The sequence below is a fragment of the Aureimonas sp. D3 genome, assembly GCF_001463805.1.
Taxonomy (GTDB): domain Bacteria; phylum Pseudomonadota; class Alphaproteobacteria; order Rhizobiales; family Rhizobiaceae; genus Aureimonas; species Aureimonas ureilytica_A.
Genome location: NZ_BBWM01000050.1, coordinates 53,934 through 71,382 on the forward strand (window position 1 = coordinate 53,934; position 17,449 = coordinate 71,382).

Annotated in this window: 13 protein-coding genes and 2 tRNA genes; 5 read left to right on the forward strand and 10 right to left on the reverse strand. The window is 66.6% G+C overall.

The annotated features are described in order from the left end of the window. The first annotated feature begins 148 nt into the window (after positions 1-148). On the forward strand, positions 149-955 hold the full coding sequence (locus tag AUL36_RS14470; protein WP_058633328.1) for an undecaprenyl-diphosphate phosphatase: 807 nt from the start codon (positions 149-151) through the stop codon (positions 953-955). A 78-nt stretch (positions 956-1,033) separates the two neighbouring features. Here the strand turns inward: AUL36_RS14470 and AUL36_RS14475 are convergent, their stop codons facing one another. Then, a complete protein-coding gene (locus AUL36_RS14475) occupies positions 1,034-2,059 on the reverse strand; it encodes a complex I NDUFA9 subunit family protein (RefSeq protein ID WP_062221897.1) in 1,026 nt (341 codons plus the stop codon). Positions 2,060-2,283: 224 nt separating this feature from the next. Between AUL36_RS14475 and AUL36_RS14480 the strand changes: the two genes are divergently transcribed. After that, a tRNA-Leu gene (locus tag AUL36_RS14480) sits at positions 2,284-2,368 on the forward strand. A gap of 201 nt (positions 2,369-2,569) precedes the next feature. Continuing rightward, positions 2,570-2,654: transfer RNA gene (locus AUL36_RS14485), tRNA-Leu, on the forward strand. A 184-nt stretch (positions 2,655-2,838) separates the two neighbouring features. On the opposite strand, the gene AUL36_RS14490 is transcribed toward AUL36_RS14485, so the two are convergent. Continuing rightward, positions 2,839-3,210, reverse strand: coding sequence for a hypothetical protein (locus tag AUL36_RS14490; protein WP_062221898.1), 372 nt, complete (start codon positions 3,208-3,210; stop codon positions 2,839-2,841). A 3-nt stretch (positions 3,211-3,213) separates the two neighbouring features. Further along, positions 3,214-6,450, reverse strand: a complete 3,237-nt coding sequence (locus tag AUL36_RS14495; protein ID WP_062221899.1) for a GAF domain-containing protein — start codon at positions 6,448-6,450, stop codon at positions 3,214-3,216. A 320-nt stretch (positions 6,451-6,770) separates the two neighbouring features. Between AUL36_RS14495 and AUL36_RS14500 the strand changes: the two genes are divergently transcribed. Beyond that, positions 6,771-7,445, forward strand: coding sequence for an HAD family hydrolase (locus AUL36_RS14500; RefSeq protein WP_058602016.1), 675 nt, complete (start codon positions 6,771-6,773; stop codon positions 7,443-7,445). A 151-nt stretch (positions 7,446-7,596) separates the two neighbouring features. Here AUL36_RS14500 and AUL36_RS14505 read toward each other — a convergent pair whose 3' ends face one another. The 7 genes from AUL36_RS14505 to rimP form a co-directional block, all read right to left on the reverse strand. Then, a complete protein-coding gene (locus AUL36_RS14505; RefSeq protein ID WP_062221900.1) occupies positions 7,597-8,529 on the reverse strand; it encodes an alpha/beta hydrolase in 933 nt (310 codons plus the stop codon). A gap of 96 nt (positions 8,530-8,625) precedes the next feature. Beyond that, positions 8,626-9,609: a tRNA pseudouridine(55) synthase TruB gene (gene truB, locus AUL36_RS14510; RefSeq protein WP_058633309.1), complete on the reverse strand. Its 984-nt coding sequence runs from the start codon at positions 9,607-9,609 to the stop codon at positions 8,626-8,628. After that, positions 9,609-10,037, reverse strand: coding sequence for a 30S ribosome-binding factor RbfA (rbfA, locus tag AUL36_RS14515; RefSeq protein ID WP_058633310.1), 429 nt, complete (start codon positions 10,035-10,037; stop codon positions 9,609-9,611). The genes truB and rbfA overlap by 1 nt, the downstream gene beginning before the upstream one ends. Positions 10,038-10,342: 305 nt before the next feature. Further along, a complete protein-coding gene (gene infB / locus AUL36_RS14520; RefSeq protein WP_062221903.1) occupies positions 10,343-13,639 on the reverse strand; it encodes a translation initiation factor IF-2 in 3,297 nt (1,098 codons plus the stop codon). A 99-nt stretch (positions 13,640-13,738) separates the two neighbouring features. Continuing rightward, positions 13,739-14,401, reverse strand: coding sequence for an RNA-binding protein (locus tag AUL36_RS14525; RefSeq protein WP_082655857.1), 663 nt, complete (start codon positions 14,399-14,401; stop codon positions 13,739-13,741). 40 nt (positions 14,402-14,441) lie between these two features. Continuing rightward, positions 14,442-16,028, reverse strand: coding sequence for a transcription termination factor NusA (nusA, locus tag AUL36_RS14530; protein ID WP_062221904.1), 1,587 nt, complete (start codon positions 16,026-16,028; stop codon positions 14,442-14,444). A 133-nt stretch (positions 16,029-16,161) separates the two neighbouring features. Beyond that, complete coding sequence (gene rimP, locus AUL36_RS14535; RefSeq protein WP_058602022.1) at positions 16,162-16,755, reverse strand: ribosome maturation factor RimP; 594 nt, start codon at positions 16,753-16,755, stop codon at positions 16,162-16,164. A 303-nt stretch (positions 16,756-17,058) separates the two neighbouring features. On the opposite strand from rimP, the gene AUL36_RS14540 reads away from it, so the two are divergent. Further along, entirely contained in the window at positions 17,059-17,409 is a 351-nt protein-coding gene (locus AUL36_RS14540; protein WP_082655858.1) for a DUF2147 domain-containing protein, read from the forward strand. Positions 17,410-17,449 lie beyond the last annotated feature (40 nt).

Consider the following 17,449-nt stretch of genomic DNA (forward strand, 5'->3'; position numbering starts at 1 on the left):
CGAGCACATAATCGAATCGTTCGAATGCGCAAGACGGGGGATGCGGTGTCATCGCGCCGAAAGCTTCGTCGCGCGCCCTGCCGACCGCCCCGCCCAGACGGAATTCCGGCCCAGCCGCTGCCTGGCAGACCGCCTTTCAGGACCCTTGATGGACACTATCCAGATTTTCGAAGCCATGATCCTCGGCGTGATCGAAGGCTTGACCGAATTCATCCCCGTGTCCTCGACAGGGCATCTGATTCTCGCCCGAGATCTGATGGGCTTCAAGTCCACCGGCAATACATTCGAAGTGCTCATTCAATTGGGCGCCGTGCTCGCCGTTCTCTCGGTGTATTTCGGCAAGCTCTGGCATCTCGTCACGACCCTGCCCTCCTCCCCGCGTTCGCGCCATTTCATCACCGGCATTCTGGTGGCCTTCCTGCCCGCCGTGGTGATCGGCGTGATCGCGCATGATTTCATCAAGGAGGTTTTGTTCGAAACGCCGATGGTGATCTGCGTGGCGCTGCTGCTCGGCGGCATCGCACTTTTGATCATCGATCGTATTCCCAGCCAGCCGCGCTACACGGACATCGAATCCTATCCGCTGTCGCTCTGCCTGAAGATCGGCCTGTTCCAGTGCCTTGCCATGATTCCCGGCACCTCGCGCTCGGGCTCGACCATCGCGGGCGCGCTCCTGCTCGGCACGGACAAGCGCTCGGCGGCCGAGTTCTCCTTCTTTCTCGCCATGCCCACCATGGCGGGCGCCTTCGCCTTCGACCTTCTCAAGAACTACAAGTCGCTGAACTCGGCCGATGCCGTGACGATCGGCGTCGGCTTCGTCATGGCCTTCCTGTCGGCCCTCGTGGTCGTGCGCTCGCTCCTCGCCTTCGTCTCGCGCTACGGCTTCGCCCCCTTCGCTTGGTGGCGCATCGTCGTCGGCTCGATCGGCATCGGCGTCCTCCTGGCGCTGCGCTAAGCCTCGCCACCATTGACCAATAAAAAAGGAGGGCTCCCGCCCTCCTTTTTTCATATCCGCGACTTTCTTCGCCGGACCTCAAGCCTTGGCGACGCCCTTGTCGCCCGGCAGCGACTCGTCCTCGGCCGGACGGTCGTCATGGGGCTGGGGCTTGGAGAACTGGCCCTGCGGCCGGAAGCGCACGAGATAGCTCGGCAGCACGGCGTCGAGCGTGGTCGGCGCAATGCCGAAGGCCTGGAAGGTACGTCCTTCGCGCTTGGCCGCGTCCGAGACGATATTGTCGTGCTGGAGCTGCTCGACCTGATCGGTGGTGAGCGGCGCGCCAGGCAGCTTGCCGAGCGTCTTGGCCAGCGAAGCGGCAGTGCTGAACGATAGGTCGATGAAGCGGCGGCGGCGCTCGATGATGCGCAGCATCTCCTCCATCATCTGGCGGTAGGACAGGACATTCGGCCCGCCCAGCTCATAGACCTTGCCGCCCGGCACGAGACCGTCCACCGCATCGGCCACGGCCAGCGCGACATCGTTGACGAAGACCGGCTGGAACAGCGTCTTGCCACCGCCGATCAGCGGCAGGAAGGGCGACAGGCGCGCCATGTTGGCGAAGCGGTTGAAGAACTGGTCTTCCGCACCGAAGATGATGGACGGCCGCAGCACCACCGCATCCGGCCGCGCGGCGAAGACGCGCGCTTCGCCCTCGGCCTTGGTGCGCGCATATTCGGAGCGCGACTGCGCATCCGCGCCGATCGCCGACATCTGCACCATGCCGATGCCACGCTTGGCGGCGGCTTGCGCGATATGGCCCGCGCCTTCGGCCTGAAGCTGCGTGAAGTTCTGCTTGCCGACTTCCGCGAGAATGCCGACCAGATTCACCACATGGTCGGAGCCTTCAACCACACGGTCGATCGACCAGGGATAGCGCAGATTGGCCTGCACGGCCTGGATCTGGCCGAGACGTCCGGCGATCTGCAGATGATAGGCGAGATCGGGGCGGCGGCAGGCGACGCGGATGCGATGCCCGCGCTTGGCGAGCGCGTGGACGACATAGCGTCCGAGGAAGCCGGATCCCCCGAACACCGTGATCTGCTTCTTCGTATCGACTTCCATGACCGCATAGCCTCGCTTCAGGGGGAGCCGGAGCCTCGTCCGCGCCTCGCTCATCTGTCGCGAACTGCTTTAGCGGCAATGCGTGAATCGGAAAAGAAGACAGGACGCAAAACCCGCTGCCCTGCGGCATCACTGCCCGGCTCATCGCAAGCTGCACGTCCTTTCACTGATCTGTCGCAAAGACGATTGACAGCGCGAAGCCCGCCCCCTATTGGTCCGCCCGTGCCCAGGTGGCGGAATTGGTAGACGCGCACGGTTCAGGTCCGTGTGCCGCGAGGCGTGAAGGTTCGAGTCCTTTCCTGGGCACCAATCCTCTCAAGAGCTATAGGCCAGAGAGGTTTCCCACCAAAATTCGATATGATGCGAAGCCGGTTCGTCGGCGTTCGGCTGTTCATTGTCTGGCGGATACTCCGCCATTTCGAGCGCGAATGCTGGCGTCTTACATGGCCCTCTCCCACGCATCGAGACGGGATTGACAAGACGATCCGCGCCCCCTATTGGTCCGCCCGTGCCCAGGTGGCGGAATTGGTAGACGCGCACGGTTCAGGTCCGTGTGCCGCGAGGCGTGAAGGTTCGAGTCCTTTCCTGGGCACCAATTCACCGGACAAGTCCGGGAAGCCCGCTCTTCTCCATCTTCGAAATCGAACATCGGCGGATCAGTTTGATTTTCCGGCGGCGCTGCATTGGCCAGCGATCGTATGGCGCGAGCTGGCCTTGGCGGCTGGGATGCGTAGCCTGCGTCATAGGCGCGAGGCTGTCCGCCATTGAACGCCACCCTTTCAATCTGCGTCGGATAGCCCATCCTGCTCGTGCAGATAATCCGACAGGGCGGTGCGACGCCCCTCCCACGTATCGGTCATCAAGGCCTGGATTTGCCGGGCGCGCGTGGCCCAAACGGGAGAGCGGAAGCTTTCGGGCTCGCGCACGCAAACATCGTCCATCCAGTCGCGAAAGAAGTGGCATCCCAGGGCTTCGAGCCCCAGAACGAAATCCTCGACCGACAGATCGGAATGAACGGGATAGTTTCCGATATCGCTCTCGCGCACGGGATAGACCTGCCCACGCGCAACGATCGGAATGAAGCCCGGCGACGAGCGACAGATGCGCAGCACGACGGCTGCGGCCGGATCGGCAAGAAGACGCTGGCTCATGCCTCACATCTCCTGATCGGCGGCGAGTTCGGACAGGACAGTAGTGATCCGGCAGCAAAGCCCAGCCGGATCATAGTCGAGTTCGACTTGGCCCTGCCCGGCGCGCGACAGGCCGATGCCGACGAGCCGGGTGCCGAAGCCCTTGCGGGCGGGCGGGGTGACGGGTGGTCCCCCTCGCTCGCGCCAGAGCAGCTCGAAGCTCGGCTCGCGCGTTTCATCGCCCGCGATCCTGCGCCAGACGACGTCCACGCGGCCTTCGGGGACGGACAAGGCGCCGTATTTCACCGCGTTGGTCGCCAGTTCATGGGTGATCAGCGCCAGTGACAACGCGGCATTCGGACCCACGAAAAGGTCGGGCCCGGACAGCGCGATCTGGCCGGCCGCGTCGTGAATCTCCAGGGCGCTACGCAGAATCGCTTCCACCGAGCCGGCGTCGCGCTGGCCGATCAGCAGAATCTCATGCGCCTTCGATAGGGCCTGGATGCGCTGGGACAGGGTGCCGCGCGCGGTCTCGATGTCGGGCGCCGAACGCAGCGTCTGCGAGGCGATCGATTGCACCACGGCCAGTGTGTTCTTCAGACGGTGCGACAGCTCGCGCGCCAGAACCCGCTGCTGCGCTTCGGCGCGCTTGCGGTCTTCGATGTCGGTGGCGCAGAGAACCGCGCCGCGCAGCCGCCCCGTCGCATCATGGATGGCCTCGCCCAGGAACTCGATCCACACCCGGCTGCCGTCGGGGCGTTCCAGATGCGCTTCAAGCGTGGCGCGATCGGCCTCGCCGTTCAACATGCGCCAAAGCGGAAAGCGCTCGACGCCGATCTTCAGACCTTCGCCGTCGAAGGCAACGAAGCCAAGATCGGCCGCCGGCAGAATGCTGGCGACCGGCCGGCCCAGAATATCCTCCATGCGCCGGTTGCTGGCGATCAGCCGCCCGCTGCGCGCCTCGGCCAGAAGCACGCCGACCGGCATGGTCTGGACGAGGGTCAGAAGGCGCTTCTCGTTGTCGCGCAAGAGGCTTTCCACGCGCCGGCGTTCCAGCGCGGCGCGAATGCGCGTGGCCGCATCGCGCACGAAGGCGATTTCCTCTTCGCTCCAGCGGCGCGCGCTGATATCGCCGACATGCAGCACCGCCGTCAGCCGTCCGTCCTCCATCACCGGATGATCGATGGTGGAGCCGCCCTCACCTTCCTGGAAGACCAGCCCCTCCCCTCGACGGAGCCGTTCCAGCGCCTCCGGCTCGACCAGAGCGCCCTGGGGTTCGATGGCGCCCGCTTCCGCCTCCCGTCGCCATTGGCGCAGAATGAGCAGGGCCGTTCCATTGTCCGATGGATGGGCATAGGCGACGGCGGCGACATCCAGCGTGCGGCCGAGAAGCCCCGTCACACAGTCCAGCATCTCCGCTTCGTCCTCGACCAGAAGCAGGAGATCGCCGATCCGCGCAAGCGCGTCGCGATGCGCCTCGGCCTTGGCCCGGTGCGTGACCTCGGTCAGGAGAATGGCGAAACCGTCGCCTTCCGTGATCTGCATCACGCCGTCATAGGAGCGGCCGAGCGCTTCGATCGAGCGGGTGAACCGCGCGGCGTTGCCGGTTTCTTCGGCACGCACGAAATCCAGCATCCATTCGGCCGCTAACTGGGGAAAGATCTGGCGCAGCGTCCGGCCTGCCACCTCGCCCGGCCGGCGGCCGGCCATCTGGCACCAGGCGCGGTTCACCGCCTCGTAGCGCAGATCCAACATCCGGCCGCCCGCGTCGCGCACGATGCGCCCCACCGCGAAACCATCGTTCAACTCCTCGAACAGGCCGCGCCATTTGGCTTCGCTCGCACGCAGCTCGCGCTCGGCGTCGATGCGCTCGTGCACCACGGAGGCAAAGCGCGCGAGCGTTGCGAAGAAGACCAGCGTTTCGGCGTCGAACGGTGCGGCGTCCCGCCGGCTGAAGGAGATGACGCCGCGCACCCGCTTCTTGCTGATGATCGGAAAGCCGGCATAGGTGTCGAAGCCGACTTCGCGCGCGATCGCATGACGCGGCTCGCCATCGCCCAAGAGGCCCGACAGGATGAGCGGCTCTCCCGTCTCGGCCACGATCCCGCAGAGCGGGCGCTCTCGCGGCACATGGCTGAGGCTTTCGCGTAAGGAAGGGTCGAGGCCGATGCCCTGCGCCAGATGAAGATGGCACCCGTCTTCCGCCACCTCGAACAGGTAGCATTCGTCGAAGCCGATCGGGCCCGCGCCGGCGCCCAGAACCGAGGCCAGCGTCTCGCTCGGCTCCTGGCTGGACAGGAGCGCCGAGGAGGCTTCCGCCAGAAGCGTCAGCCGATCCTCACGCCGACGCTCCACCGTCCGCTCGCTGACGATGACGACCCAGCCTGTGCGCACCCCGCCATCGTCCAGAAGCGGGGTGATGCGGCTGGAAGCGAAGAAGCGGGTGCCGTCCGCGCGCTGACGCCAGCCTTCCGACAAGGCTCCCGTGCTGGCGCCATCCAGAACAACGGAGATCGGGGGCATGGGCAGCGACAGTCCGGCTTGGCGAAAGACGAAATCGGCCTCCCGGCCCAGGGCCTCGTCTTCACCCCAGCCCCAGAGCGCTTCCGCCCCCCGGCTCCAGGCCGTGATCCGGCCACCGAGATCGAGCGACAGGATCGCGTGGTCGAGCGCACTGTCCAGAATCTGCCGATGGCGAAGATCGCCCTGGCGCTTCTGGAGAAGCGCACGATCTCGCTCCTGGACAGCCCGCCGCAGTTCCATCTGGCTCATCACCTGCCGGGCCAGCGCTAGAAGCGCGCTCGCCTCGCCCTCGCGCAAGCCTTCGGGCCGTGGCGCATGGTCGATGACGCATAGCGAGCCGAGCACTTCGCCCGATGGCGTGATCAAGGGCGCGCCGGCATAGAAACGCAGGAACGGGTCTTCCGTGACAAGCGTGTTGGCCGACGTGCGCGCATCCTTCGTCAGATCGGGAATGACCAGCAGCCCTTCGCCGCCAAGCGCATGGATACAGACGGATTGGCTGAGCGGCGTCTGCTGCGGCTCGAACCCCGAGCGCGCCTTGAACCATTGGCGGTCCCGGTCCACGAGGCTGACCAACGCCACGGGCGCGCTGCACAGGCTGCGCGCCAGAAGAACGATGTCGTCGAACCCTTCTTCGGGCGGCGTGTCGAGAATGCCATAGGCGGCCAGCGCCGCAAGCCGAGCACGTTCGCGCTCGCTCGGCTCCAACAAGCCTCCGGGTGACACGTTCTTGACCATCGATGTCCCATCAGGCGCCGAGCGCGATCGCACGTTCCTAAATTCCTTTCCGCGCGATGAAAAGTCGGTCCCATCGACATCACGCGAAATGGCGTCTTCGAGCGGACCAGCAAGGGCGCGGGACTGCCATCGGAGCGTGGAGAAAAGCGCTCTCGTTCTCCAGCCTCTTCCTGCCGAAGAGAGGCCGTCCAACGTTTCCAGCTCAGCCAGACGCTTGACCCGCCCCGCTCCCGCACTTTCTTTGGACGAATGGAGCCAGGACTAGGCTCGCGCGCCTCACCTTGCCGCGAGGCTCCAGCCCCCGAGCGAAAGGCCCTGCCATGCGGATCGAGCCGACCTTCCTTTTCGATCTCGACGGAACGCTGGTGGACAGCGTCTATCATCATGTTCTCGCTTGGCAGGAGGCGCTGGACGCCGAGGGCATCGACCTGTCGGTCTGGCGCATCCATCGCAAGATCGGCATGAGCGGCGGGCTCTTCACCAACCAGCTCCTGCGCGAGACCAACACCGACATCAGCCCAGAGCTTCTGGAGCGCCTCCGCCATCGCCATGCCGACGCCTATGGCCGGCAGGCCCCGCGTATCCGCCCCTTGCCCGGCGCGCGCGCGTTGCTGCGCACGCTGACCGAGGCCGGCATCGCATGGGCCATCGCGACCAGCGGAAGGATGGAGACGGCGGCTCACAATCTCGCGGCGCTGGATGTCGATCCGAACGAGGTTCCCGTCATCACGCGCGATCTCGTCAAATACGCCAAGCCCGACCCCGACCTGTTTCTGGCCGCCGCCGAGCGCCTGAACCGCCCCATCGAAACGGCCATGGTGGTGGGCGATTCCATCTGGGACATGCTGGCCGCTCAGCGCTGCCGCGCCCTTGGCGTCGGCCTCCTGTGCGGCGGCTATGGCGCGGGCGAGCTGGAGCGCGCCGGCGCCTATCGCGTTTATGAAGACCCCGCCGATATGCTGGCCCATCTCGATGAGGTCGGTGGGCGTTTGTAGGGTCTATCGAAAGGCCTTGTCGGTCGGTTTGTCGTCCGCCCTCGGACTGGCGCGAGGGCTCGCCGATCCCCATTCAACGGCGCGGTTCTCCTACATAAGGACGGGCAGGCACCCGGCGCCCGTCCTCGAACCGCAGGTCTGTCGGACGCATTCAGCGCGGCTTCAGGAAGGCCGCGATATCGCCCAGGAGTTGACCGGCCCGATCGATCCGGCCGTTCATCTGAAGGAAGGCATGGATCATGCCGGCATAGCGACGGCGATCCAGCGGCACGCCCGCCGTCTCCAGCGCGTCGCCATAGGCGTCGCCCTCGTCGCGCAGCGGGTCCGCCTCGCAGATGGCCAAAAAGCAGGGCGGCAGACCGGCGAGATCGTCCGCCATGAGCGGCGAGACATGGGGCTTCAGCCGGTCGGCATGACGCGGCACGGATTGATCGGCTTCGTAATGGAGCGAGGCGCGCGTCATGATCCGCCCCTCGTTCTCCTCCAGTGACGCATGGGTGCGCGTGTCGCGAAGATCCGTGTTGGGGTAGAGCAGGATCTGCGCCTGCGGCAGCGGGCGAACGCCCTCCTCGCGCAGCGCATGGGCCGTGGCCGTCGCATAAAGACCGCCGATCGAATCTCCGCCGATTGCCCAGTTCTCAGTTGGCAAGCCGAGACCGCCCTCGGCGACATAACGCGCAGCGTCGAAACAGTCTTCGTGTTGAGCGGGGTAGCGCGCTTCGGGAGCCAGACGGTAGCCAACCGACACGACGATCCGCCCGGTGCGCTCGGCGAGCGCCATGAGCGGGGCCTCGTGCGTGTCGAGCGAGCCCGCGATCGCACCGCCGCCGTGAAACCACAGAAGCACGCGGGACGCGCCGGAAGGGCGATACAGGCGCAGCGGGATCGTATGTCCGCCCTGCCCTGGCGCTTCACCGTGCGCGACTTCGACGCCGGCAGGGGGCGCGGCTGAGAAGCGAACGAGCGAGGCCGTGTCGGCGCGCGCCTGCGCCAGCTTTTCGGCTGCGTTGCGCGGCATCGGCTGGCCTTTCGATCTGGCCGCGATCTCGTCCAGCACCGCCTGCGCCTGCGGGTCGATCCTCATGCCCAGTTCCCTCTTTCCAAAGCCCAGGCCACAAAAAACCCGGCCGCTTCTAAAGCGACCGGGCGGAGCATGGTTGCCTCCGTGGCGTGGCGGCGATCAGCCGCGCCCGCCGAAGACACGCTTGGGATGGAAGGCGCCCTGATCGATCGAGCCAAGTGCGACGAGCCGGCCATGGCCGGTCGCATAGGCTTCCTCGCAGAAGGCCGGCGCATCGCGCCCGCGCAGAAGCACGGGATTGCCCGACAAAACGCGGCCCGCCTGATCGTCGCTGAGCGCGACTTCGTAGAGGTCCGACAGCGCGGTCGCAGCATCCAAGACGAACTCGTCCAGCGCCTGGAAGCGCACGACGCGCGGGCGCGCACCCGAATCGATCGCTTCCTGGTCGAGCTCTTCCAGCCCGTCCTCGGCGGCGTCCATCAGGTCGTCCAACGTGATCAGATCGTCTTCGTCGAACGCGCCGACGCGGATGCGGCGCAGCTCCGTGACATGGCCGAAGCAGCCGAGGTCGCGGCCGAGGTCGCGCGCGATCGAGCGGACATAAGTCCCCTTGCCGCAATCGGCCTCGAACACGGTGGTCGTCTCGTCCATCGAGACGATGTCCAGCTTGTGGACCGTCACGGTGCGGGCTGCGATCTCCACGGCCTCGCCGGCGCGGGCCAGATCATAGGCCCGCTCGCCATCGATCTTGATAGCGGAGAAGGCCGGGGGAACCTGCGAAATCTCGCCGATATAGGCGGGCAGGCGAGCTTCCACCTCGGCTCGCGTCGGACGGCGGTCGGACGTGTTCGTCACCGGGCCTTCCGTGTCGTCGGTCGTGGTTTCCGCACCCCAGGTCACCGCGAAGCGATAGGTCTTGCGACCGTCCATCACGAAGGGAACGGTCTTGGTGGCGTCGCCCAGCGCGATCGGCAGCATGCCGGACGCCAGCGGATCGAGCGTTCCGGCGTGACCCGCCTTCTGCGCGAAATACAACCACTTGATCTTGGCGACCGCCTCGGTGGAGCCCATGCCCACCGGCTTGTCGAAGATCACCCAGCCCGAAATCGGGCGCCCCTTCGGCTTCTTGCCGCGCCGTGCCATCAGCGTTCTTCCTCGTTATCGTCCCGGCCGTCGGTTTCCTCCAGGTCTCGCATCACGTCGGGCGAGCGCAGAAGCGCGTCGATCCGGGCGTAATTGTCGAAACTGTCGTCCTCGCGGAAGCGAACCTCGGGCATGTACTTCATCTGCCGAAGGGCCGGCGAAAGCCGCCCCCTCAGATATTTCGCGTGGCCGTTCAGGGCGTCCACGAAGGGCTTCAGCTCGGCTTGGCCGAGAACCGTGATGTAGGCGGTCGCGAGCTTGAGGTCGGGCGACATGCGCACTTCCGACACGGTCACGACGGCGCGCTCCAGAAGCGGATCGCGCAGATCGCCGCGCTGAAGCGCCTCGGTCAGCGCGTGGCGAACCTTTTCGCCGACCGACAGCTGACGCTGCGACGGCCCCTTGGGGGTATTGGCATGCTTAGCCATGTTTGCCTCTTGCAACGCTGCGCCATCGGCCGCGCCCAAGGGGAGCGACCGCACCGGTTCGAACGGAGAGTTTCGAGCTCAGCGACGTCCTGGCCGTCTCGCTCGGAGACCGGCCGTTTCGATCCACACGAAGAGAACGGCCCGGCGTCGCCGCCGGGCCTCATCATCCTTCGCTGGAAACTATGGCCGCCCTTGGGCGCGCCGGTTTCCCTATCGATCCCGCCGATCGCACCATGCGCCACGCAGACGCCGAGCGGGTTCGCCGAGAAGCGGGACCGGCGAACCGGCCCCCGATCGCCCTTGCCTTACAGCGAGCGGGCGATGTGCTCCACGCGGAAGTTTTCGATGATATCGCCGACGCGGATATCGTCGTAGTTCTGGAAGGCCATGCCGCATTCCTGACCGCCCGGCACTTCGGCGACTTCGTCCTTGAAGCGCTTGAGCGTCTTGAGCGTGCCCTCGTGGATGACCACGCCGTCGCGGATAAGGCGCACGCCCGCACCACGCTCGACCTTGCCTTCCGTGACGCGGCAACCCGCGACCTTGCCGACCTTGGTGATCTGGAAGACCTCCAGGATCTCGGCATTGCCGAGGAACGTCTCGCGGCGCTCCGGCGAGAGAAGGCCCGACATCGCCTGCTTCACGTCATCCACCAGATCGTAGATGATGTTGTAGTAGCGGATCTCGATGCCCTCGCGCTCGGCGGCCTGACGGGCCTGCGCATTGGCGCGGACGTTGAAGCCGATGATCGCGGCCTTGGAGGTCGCGGCCAGCTGAACGTCGGACTCGGTGATGGCACCGGCACCCGAATGGACGATGCGAGCCTGCACTTCGTCGGTGCCGAGCTTTTCGAGCGCCACGTTGATGGCCTCGACCGAACCCTGCACGTCGCCCTTGATGAGCAGCGGGAAGGTCTTGAGACCCGAATCCTGCAGCGTCATCATCATCTGCTCGAGCGAGCCGCGCTGGCCGGCGGACTTGGCCACGGCCTTGTCGCGGGTCAGACGCTGGCGGTACTCGGTGATCTCGCGGGCCTGCGCCTCGTCCTTGACCACGGCGAAGCGGTCGCCCGCCAGCGGCGTGCCCTGCATACCGAGGATCTCGACCGGGGTCGAAGGACCGGCCGTCTTCAGCTGGCGACCCTTGTCGTCCACCAGGGCGCGCACGCGGCCCCACTGGTCGCCGGCCACCACGATATCGCCCTGCTTGAGCGTACCGGCCTGGACCAGCGCGGTCGCAACCGGGCCACGGCCACGATCGAGCTGCGCTTCGATGACGACGCCTTCGGCGGTGCGCTCGGGATCGGCCTTGAGATCAAGGATTTCGGCCTGAAGGAGAATGGCTTCGAGCAGCTTGTCGAGATTGGTGCCGGCCTTGGCCGAAACCTCGACGTCGAGCACTTCACCACCCATGGATTCCACGAACACCTCATGCTGGAGGAGGTTCGTGCGCACCTTCTGAGCGTCGGCGCCGGGCTTGTCGATCTTGTTGATCGCCACGATGATCGGCACACCGGCCGCCTTGGCATGGCTGATCGACTCGATCGTCTGCGGCATGACGCTGTCGTCGGCCGCCACCACGAGGATCGCGATGTCGGTCGCCTGAGCGCCGCGAGCACGCATGGCGGTGAACGCCTCGTGGCCCGGCGTGTCGATGAAGGAGATCAGGTGACCGTCCCGCTCCACCTGATAGGCGCCGATATGCTGCGTGATGCCGCCGGCTTCACCCGAAACGACGCTGGTCTTGCGGATCGCGTCGAGCAGCGAGGTCTTGCCGTGATCGACGTGGCCCATGATCGTGACGACCGGGGGACGCGAGACGAGCTTCTCGGGATTGCTGGCGACGTCGAAGATGCCGGTTTCGACGTCCGACTCCGCCACGCGGCGGGGCGTGTGGCCGAATTCGGTCGCGATGATTTCGGCCAGATCGGCGTCGATCACGTCGCCGGGCTTCATCATCTGGCCCTGCGCCATCAGATACTTGATGACGTCCACCGCCCGCTCGGACATGCGGTTGGCGAGTTCCTGGATGGTGATGGTCTCGGGGATGATCACTTCGCGGGAAATCTTCTCACGTTGCTGGTTCTGCTGCGAACGCTTGAACTTCTCCTGACGGCGACGCATCGAGGAAAGCGAGCGGCCGCGCGCGTCTTCGTCCGACAGGGCGCGCTCGACATTGACGCGGCCAGCGCCACGACGGTCGTCGCCGGTGCGCGAACGCGTCGGCTTGGGCGCCTCGACGACGGGCGTGCGGCCTGGAGGGCCACGGCGCGCGCCGGCGGGGCCGCGACGATCGTCCTCGTCGTCCGCACGGGTCTTCTTGGTGAGGTCGGTGCGGCCGGCCGGGCGCAGGCCCAGACCATCGTCCACCGGCGGCGGGCCGGGGATGACCTCGGCCGGCTTGGCGCGGCCCGTGGTCTGCGGCCGGGCGGCGGCGCGGCGAGCGGCGTCCTCTTCGGCCTTCTTGCGGGCAGCCGCTTCCATCTCGACGCGCGCGAGTTCCTCGGCCTGACGGCGCTCGGATTCCTCACGCTCGGCGCGGCGACGTTCGTCCTCGGCGACGCGGCGCGCTTCCTCGATCTGGAACAGGCGACGGTCTTCGACCTCGCGCTGCTGCGCGAGAATCAGCGCGCGGCGGCGGGCATCCATTTCCTTGGACGACAGGTCCGACAGGACCGCGCCGCGCGGCTGCTTCGCGCCGGGGGCCGCGTTCTGCGCCGGAGCGCCCGGACGGTTGCCCTGCGGCTGACCGGGACGTCCCGGCTGACCGGGGCGCTGCTGACCGGCCGGGCCCTGGGCGGGGCGTTGCTGGCCGTAAGCGCCGGACTGACCGGGACGCGCGCCCGCAGGCTGGCCGGGGCGCGCTGCGCCCTGCGAGCCGGCCGGACGATGGCCGTCGGTGCGGCCCGCGGGCTGACCGGGGCGCGCGGGGGCACCCGTAGCCGGGCGCGCGGCGCCGGTGGGGGCCGGAGCGGCAGGGGCCTGTGCGGCCTTGGTGGATTCGGGGGCGGTCGGCTTCAGGGTGTCGGCTCTTGGCGGTTCGGGCGGGGAAACGGGAGTGGGCGCAGGCGCAGCGGCGGCGGCAACCGGCTCGGACGGAGCCTCTGCCACCGGCGCGGCCGGAGCCACGGGTTCGGCTTGCGGAGCTGGAGCGACGGGCGCTTCGGCCTTGACGGGTTCAGGCGCAGGCGCGCTCGCAGCCGGGGCCGGCGCGGGGGCTTCTGCAACAGGGGTGGGCGCGGGCGCGGCGGCTTCCGCCACCGGAGCGGCCGGCTTGGCGGCGAGCGGCACATCCGGGGGAACGGGCGCCTGCGGGTTTTCAGCGGCACGAGCCAGCGCCGCCTGCTGGGCGGGCGTAAGCGCGGGGCGCGCGGTCGCACCGGCCGGCGCTGCGGCTCCAGCGGCGGGAGCAGCGGGCTTGGCCGCGTCCTCGGGCTTGGAGAACTTGCGCTTCTTCGTTTCGACGACGACGTTGTTCGTACGCCCATGCGAGAAACTCTGGCGTACGGTCGCCGGCGAGGCGTTGCCGCCGGGCTTGAGGCTCAAGGTCTTCTTCGGGGTGACGCTCAGCGTCTTGTCGTCGCCGGATTTCGTGTCGCTCATGTGTATTTCCGCTTCCTGCGCGGGATCGTGTCCTCGCGCCCATTATCCGTGCCTAGAGCATTTCGCAACCAAGCTTTGTTGTTGAACATTGATGCGGCCTCATGGATCGGCCGGGAGAAAAGTGTCCTGACCGGCCTCTTCGCCTCGATACGCGCAAAGCGCTTCGAGGCGCTGGACGAGCGCCACCCCGGCCATGCCGGGCAAGATGGCCGCGTGTACCACATTTTCGCCGCCCAAGGCCAAGCTCATTTCGTCTGCCGTGAATAAACGGAACGAAACCGTCGGGCTCGCCCGCCCGGAGACCTCCCCGGCATGGCGCGCGCCGTCCAGCTTGCGGATGCCGTCGGGCGCCGCGTCGCTGGCATGAAGCGTCGCGGCCGCCTTACCGGTGCGCAAGGCCGCGTCGACCTTGGCCGAGCCGGTGATGATCTGCCCCGCCTTGCGCGCCATGCCGAGCGAGCCGAGCGCGGCACGCAGGAGCAGCGAGTCGAGATCGTCCGCCAGCGTTTCGAGGCCGGAGACTTCGCGCTTCAGCGCGCGCGAGAAGAGCCGGCGCTTCACGGCCAGTTCCACTGTCTCGCGCCGCGCCTCGACATGCGCGCCCCGACCCGGCAGCCGGCGCTTGAGATCGGGAACGACCCGACCATCCGGCGCGGCAACGAAGCGCACGAGGGCGTCGGGCTCGAGAGAGCGGCGCGACACGATGCACATACGTCCGTTCATCACCGCCTCCTCCAGTCCGTCGTCCAACGCTTCGTCCATATCCGCCTTCGTCAATCCGTTATTCGTTCGTCAGTCCGCCTCACACGTCTTCGTCTTCGGCGACCTCAACCTCTTCGGGCTCTTCCTCGACCCAGCCGGCCTTCACGCGGGCCTGCATGATCATGGCCTCGGCATCGGTGCGGCTGACATCGAAGCCCGACAACGCGCCTTGGAACCGCTTGGTTTCGCCGTCCTTGCGCTCGCTCCAGCCGATCAGGTCGTCGGCCGCGCAGCCGGCGAAGTCTTCCATCGTCTTCACGCCGTCTTCGCCCAGAGCCACCAGCATCGGCGTCGTCAGGCCGTCGATCTCGCGAAGCTCGTCCGCGACGCCCAGCGCGCGGCGCTTGTCGTCCAGTTCGGCCTCGCGACGATCCAGATATTCCTTGGCGCGGTTCTGGATCTCGGCGGCCGTATCCTCGTCGAAGCCTTCGATCGCGGCCACGTCGTCCACATCGACATAGGCCACTTCCTCGACCGAGGCGAAGCCTTCCGACGCCAGCAACTGGCCGACCATTTCGTCGACATTGAGGGCGTCCATGAACAGGGCGGAGCGCTCGGCGAATTCCTTCTGGCGGCGCTCGGATTCTTCCTGCTCGGTCAGGATGTCGATGTCCCAGCCCGTCAGCTGCGAGGCAAGGCGCACGTTCTGGCCACGACGGCCGATCGCAAGAGACAATTGGTCATCGGGAACGACGACTTCAATACGCTCGGCGTCCTCATCCAGAACGACCTTGGCGACCTTGGCCGGCTGAAGCGCGTTGACGAGGAAGGAGGCCGCCTCCGGCGACCAGGGAATGATATCGATCTTTTCGCCCTGAAGCTCGGCGACGACGGCCTGAACGCGCGAGCCGCGCATACCGACGCAGGCGCCCACCGGATCCACCGAGGAATCGCGCGAGATGACGGCGATCTTGGCGCGGGAGCCGGGATCGCGCGCCACGGCCTTGATCTCGATGATGCCGTCGTAGATCTCAGGCACTTCCATGGTGAAGAGCTTCGCCATGAACTGCGGATGGGTGCGCGACAGGAAGATCTGCGGTCCGCGCGGCTCGCGGCGCACGTCGTAGACGAAGGCGCGCACGCGGTCGCCGTAGCGGAACAGCTCGCGCGGGATCTGCTCGTCGCGGCGGATGATGCCTTCGCCCTTGCCGAGATCGACAATGACGTTGCCGTATTCGACACGCTTCACCGTGCCGTTGATAATCTCGCCGACGCGGCCGATGAACTCTTCATACTGCTTGTCGCGCTCGGCCTCGCGCACCTTCTGCACGATGACCTGCTTGGCCGACTGCGCGGCGATGCGGCCGAACTCCATGGGCGGAAGCTGTTCGGCGATGAAGTCGCCCGGCTCTGCATCGGGGTTCTTGTCGCGCGCCAGTTCCAGATAGATCTGGGTCGCGGGGTCCTCGACCTGCTCCACCACTTCCAGCAAGCGCTGGAGCTTCATTTCGCCGGTCTTGGTGTTGATGTCGACGCGGATATTGGTTTCCTGGCCGTACCGCGAACGCGCCGCCTTCTGGATGGCGTCGGCCATGGCGGCGATGACGATCTCACGATCGATCGACTTTTCCCGCGCGACGGCATCCGCGATCTGCAGAAGCTCGAGTCTGTTCGCACTGACTGCCATGTTCGTCTCCTCGTCGTGAACCGGGGAAGGCCCGAAGGCTTTCCGCTCTCGGCTCGCGCCCGCACGGAGCGGGACTTCGTTTCATGGGCCGGGCGGCCCTTGGGTCGCTATCCGGCTGGGATGGGCTCGCCCGTCAGTTCAGGGCGGCGTCGCCGTCCTCGTCCTCGTCCACCGGCTGGCCCCGCGCGCGGCGGGCGTCCTTGTCGGCTTTCAGCGAAGCGGCCAGAAGATCGTCGGTCAGGATCAAGCGCGCCTCGGCCAGCGCGTCGAACGCGATTTCGACAACCGCCTCGCCGCCCTCCGAGGCAACGCCGTCGCGCTCCAGACGGATGCCCTCGGCACTCACCTCGGTGACGCGGCCGCGAAAGCGCTTGCGACCTGAAACGAGCCGGTTGGTCTCGAGTTTCAAAAGCTGACCCGTCCAGGTCTCGAAATCGCCCTTGCGCACCAGCGGACGGTCGATGCCGGGCGAGGAAACTTCCAGATGATAGGCGCGGTCCATCGGGTCTTCGACGTCCAGCACCGGCGACACGGCCCGACTGACGGCTTCGCAATCCTCGACCGTCATCGAACCGTCCGGCCGCTCGGCCATGATCTGCAGCGTCGCGCCGTTCATCGCCGAGACGCGCACCCGCACGAGCCGGTATCCGATCTGTTCGATCACGGGCTCCACGATCGCGGCGACACGCGCCTCGATGCCTTGTTCGATGATGATGCGATCCGTCACGAAGTCTCCGAATGGTTCACGAGGCGATCGGATCGGTGTCGTCCGATCCCTGCCCCGGTCGCGACGCCGACCCCTTGTAACAAAAAAGAGCGGGACCGGGTGGACCCACTCTCACGATCGCATCGCAGAGAATTTGAGTTTCCTATACGCTTCAACGCGCTTCCTGGCAAGCCTTGCGCCGCGCTGGCGAGCGCCCGCCGTCCCGGACTTTCGCCAAAGCTGTTGATCCAAGATCGCCGCCATTCGACAGACGTCGCGGAACAGGTCAACCTGCCCGTTCCACAGGCCGGGAGGACCAAGCGCATGAGACACCAGATGACACGCCTGATCGCCGCGAGCGGGCTGCTGATCGCGACCTTCGGTTCGGCGAGCGCGGCCGAACCCGTTGTCGGCAACTGGCGAACGGCATTGGGCGAGATTGCCAGCATCGCGCCCTGCGGCGACGCCTTCTGCATCAGCCTCACCACCGGCAAGTTCAAGGGACGCCAGATCGGGCGCATGAGCGGCTCGGCGGGAACCTATGAGGGCGAGATCACCGATCCGCAAGCGGAGCGCACCTATGCCGGCAAGGCCGAGGTGGCGGGCGCGTCGCTAAAGCTGACGGGCTGCGCCCTCAAGGTCTTCTGCAAGACGCAGAGCTGGACCAAGCGCTGAACGACGCTGCCCTCGCCCCACGCTATGTCGCGGGGCGGCG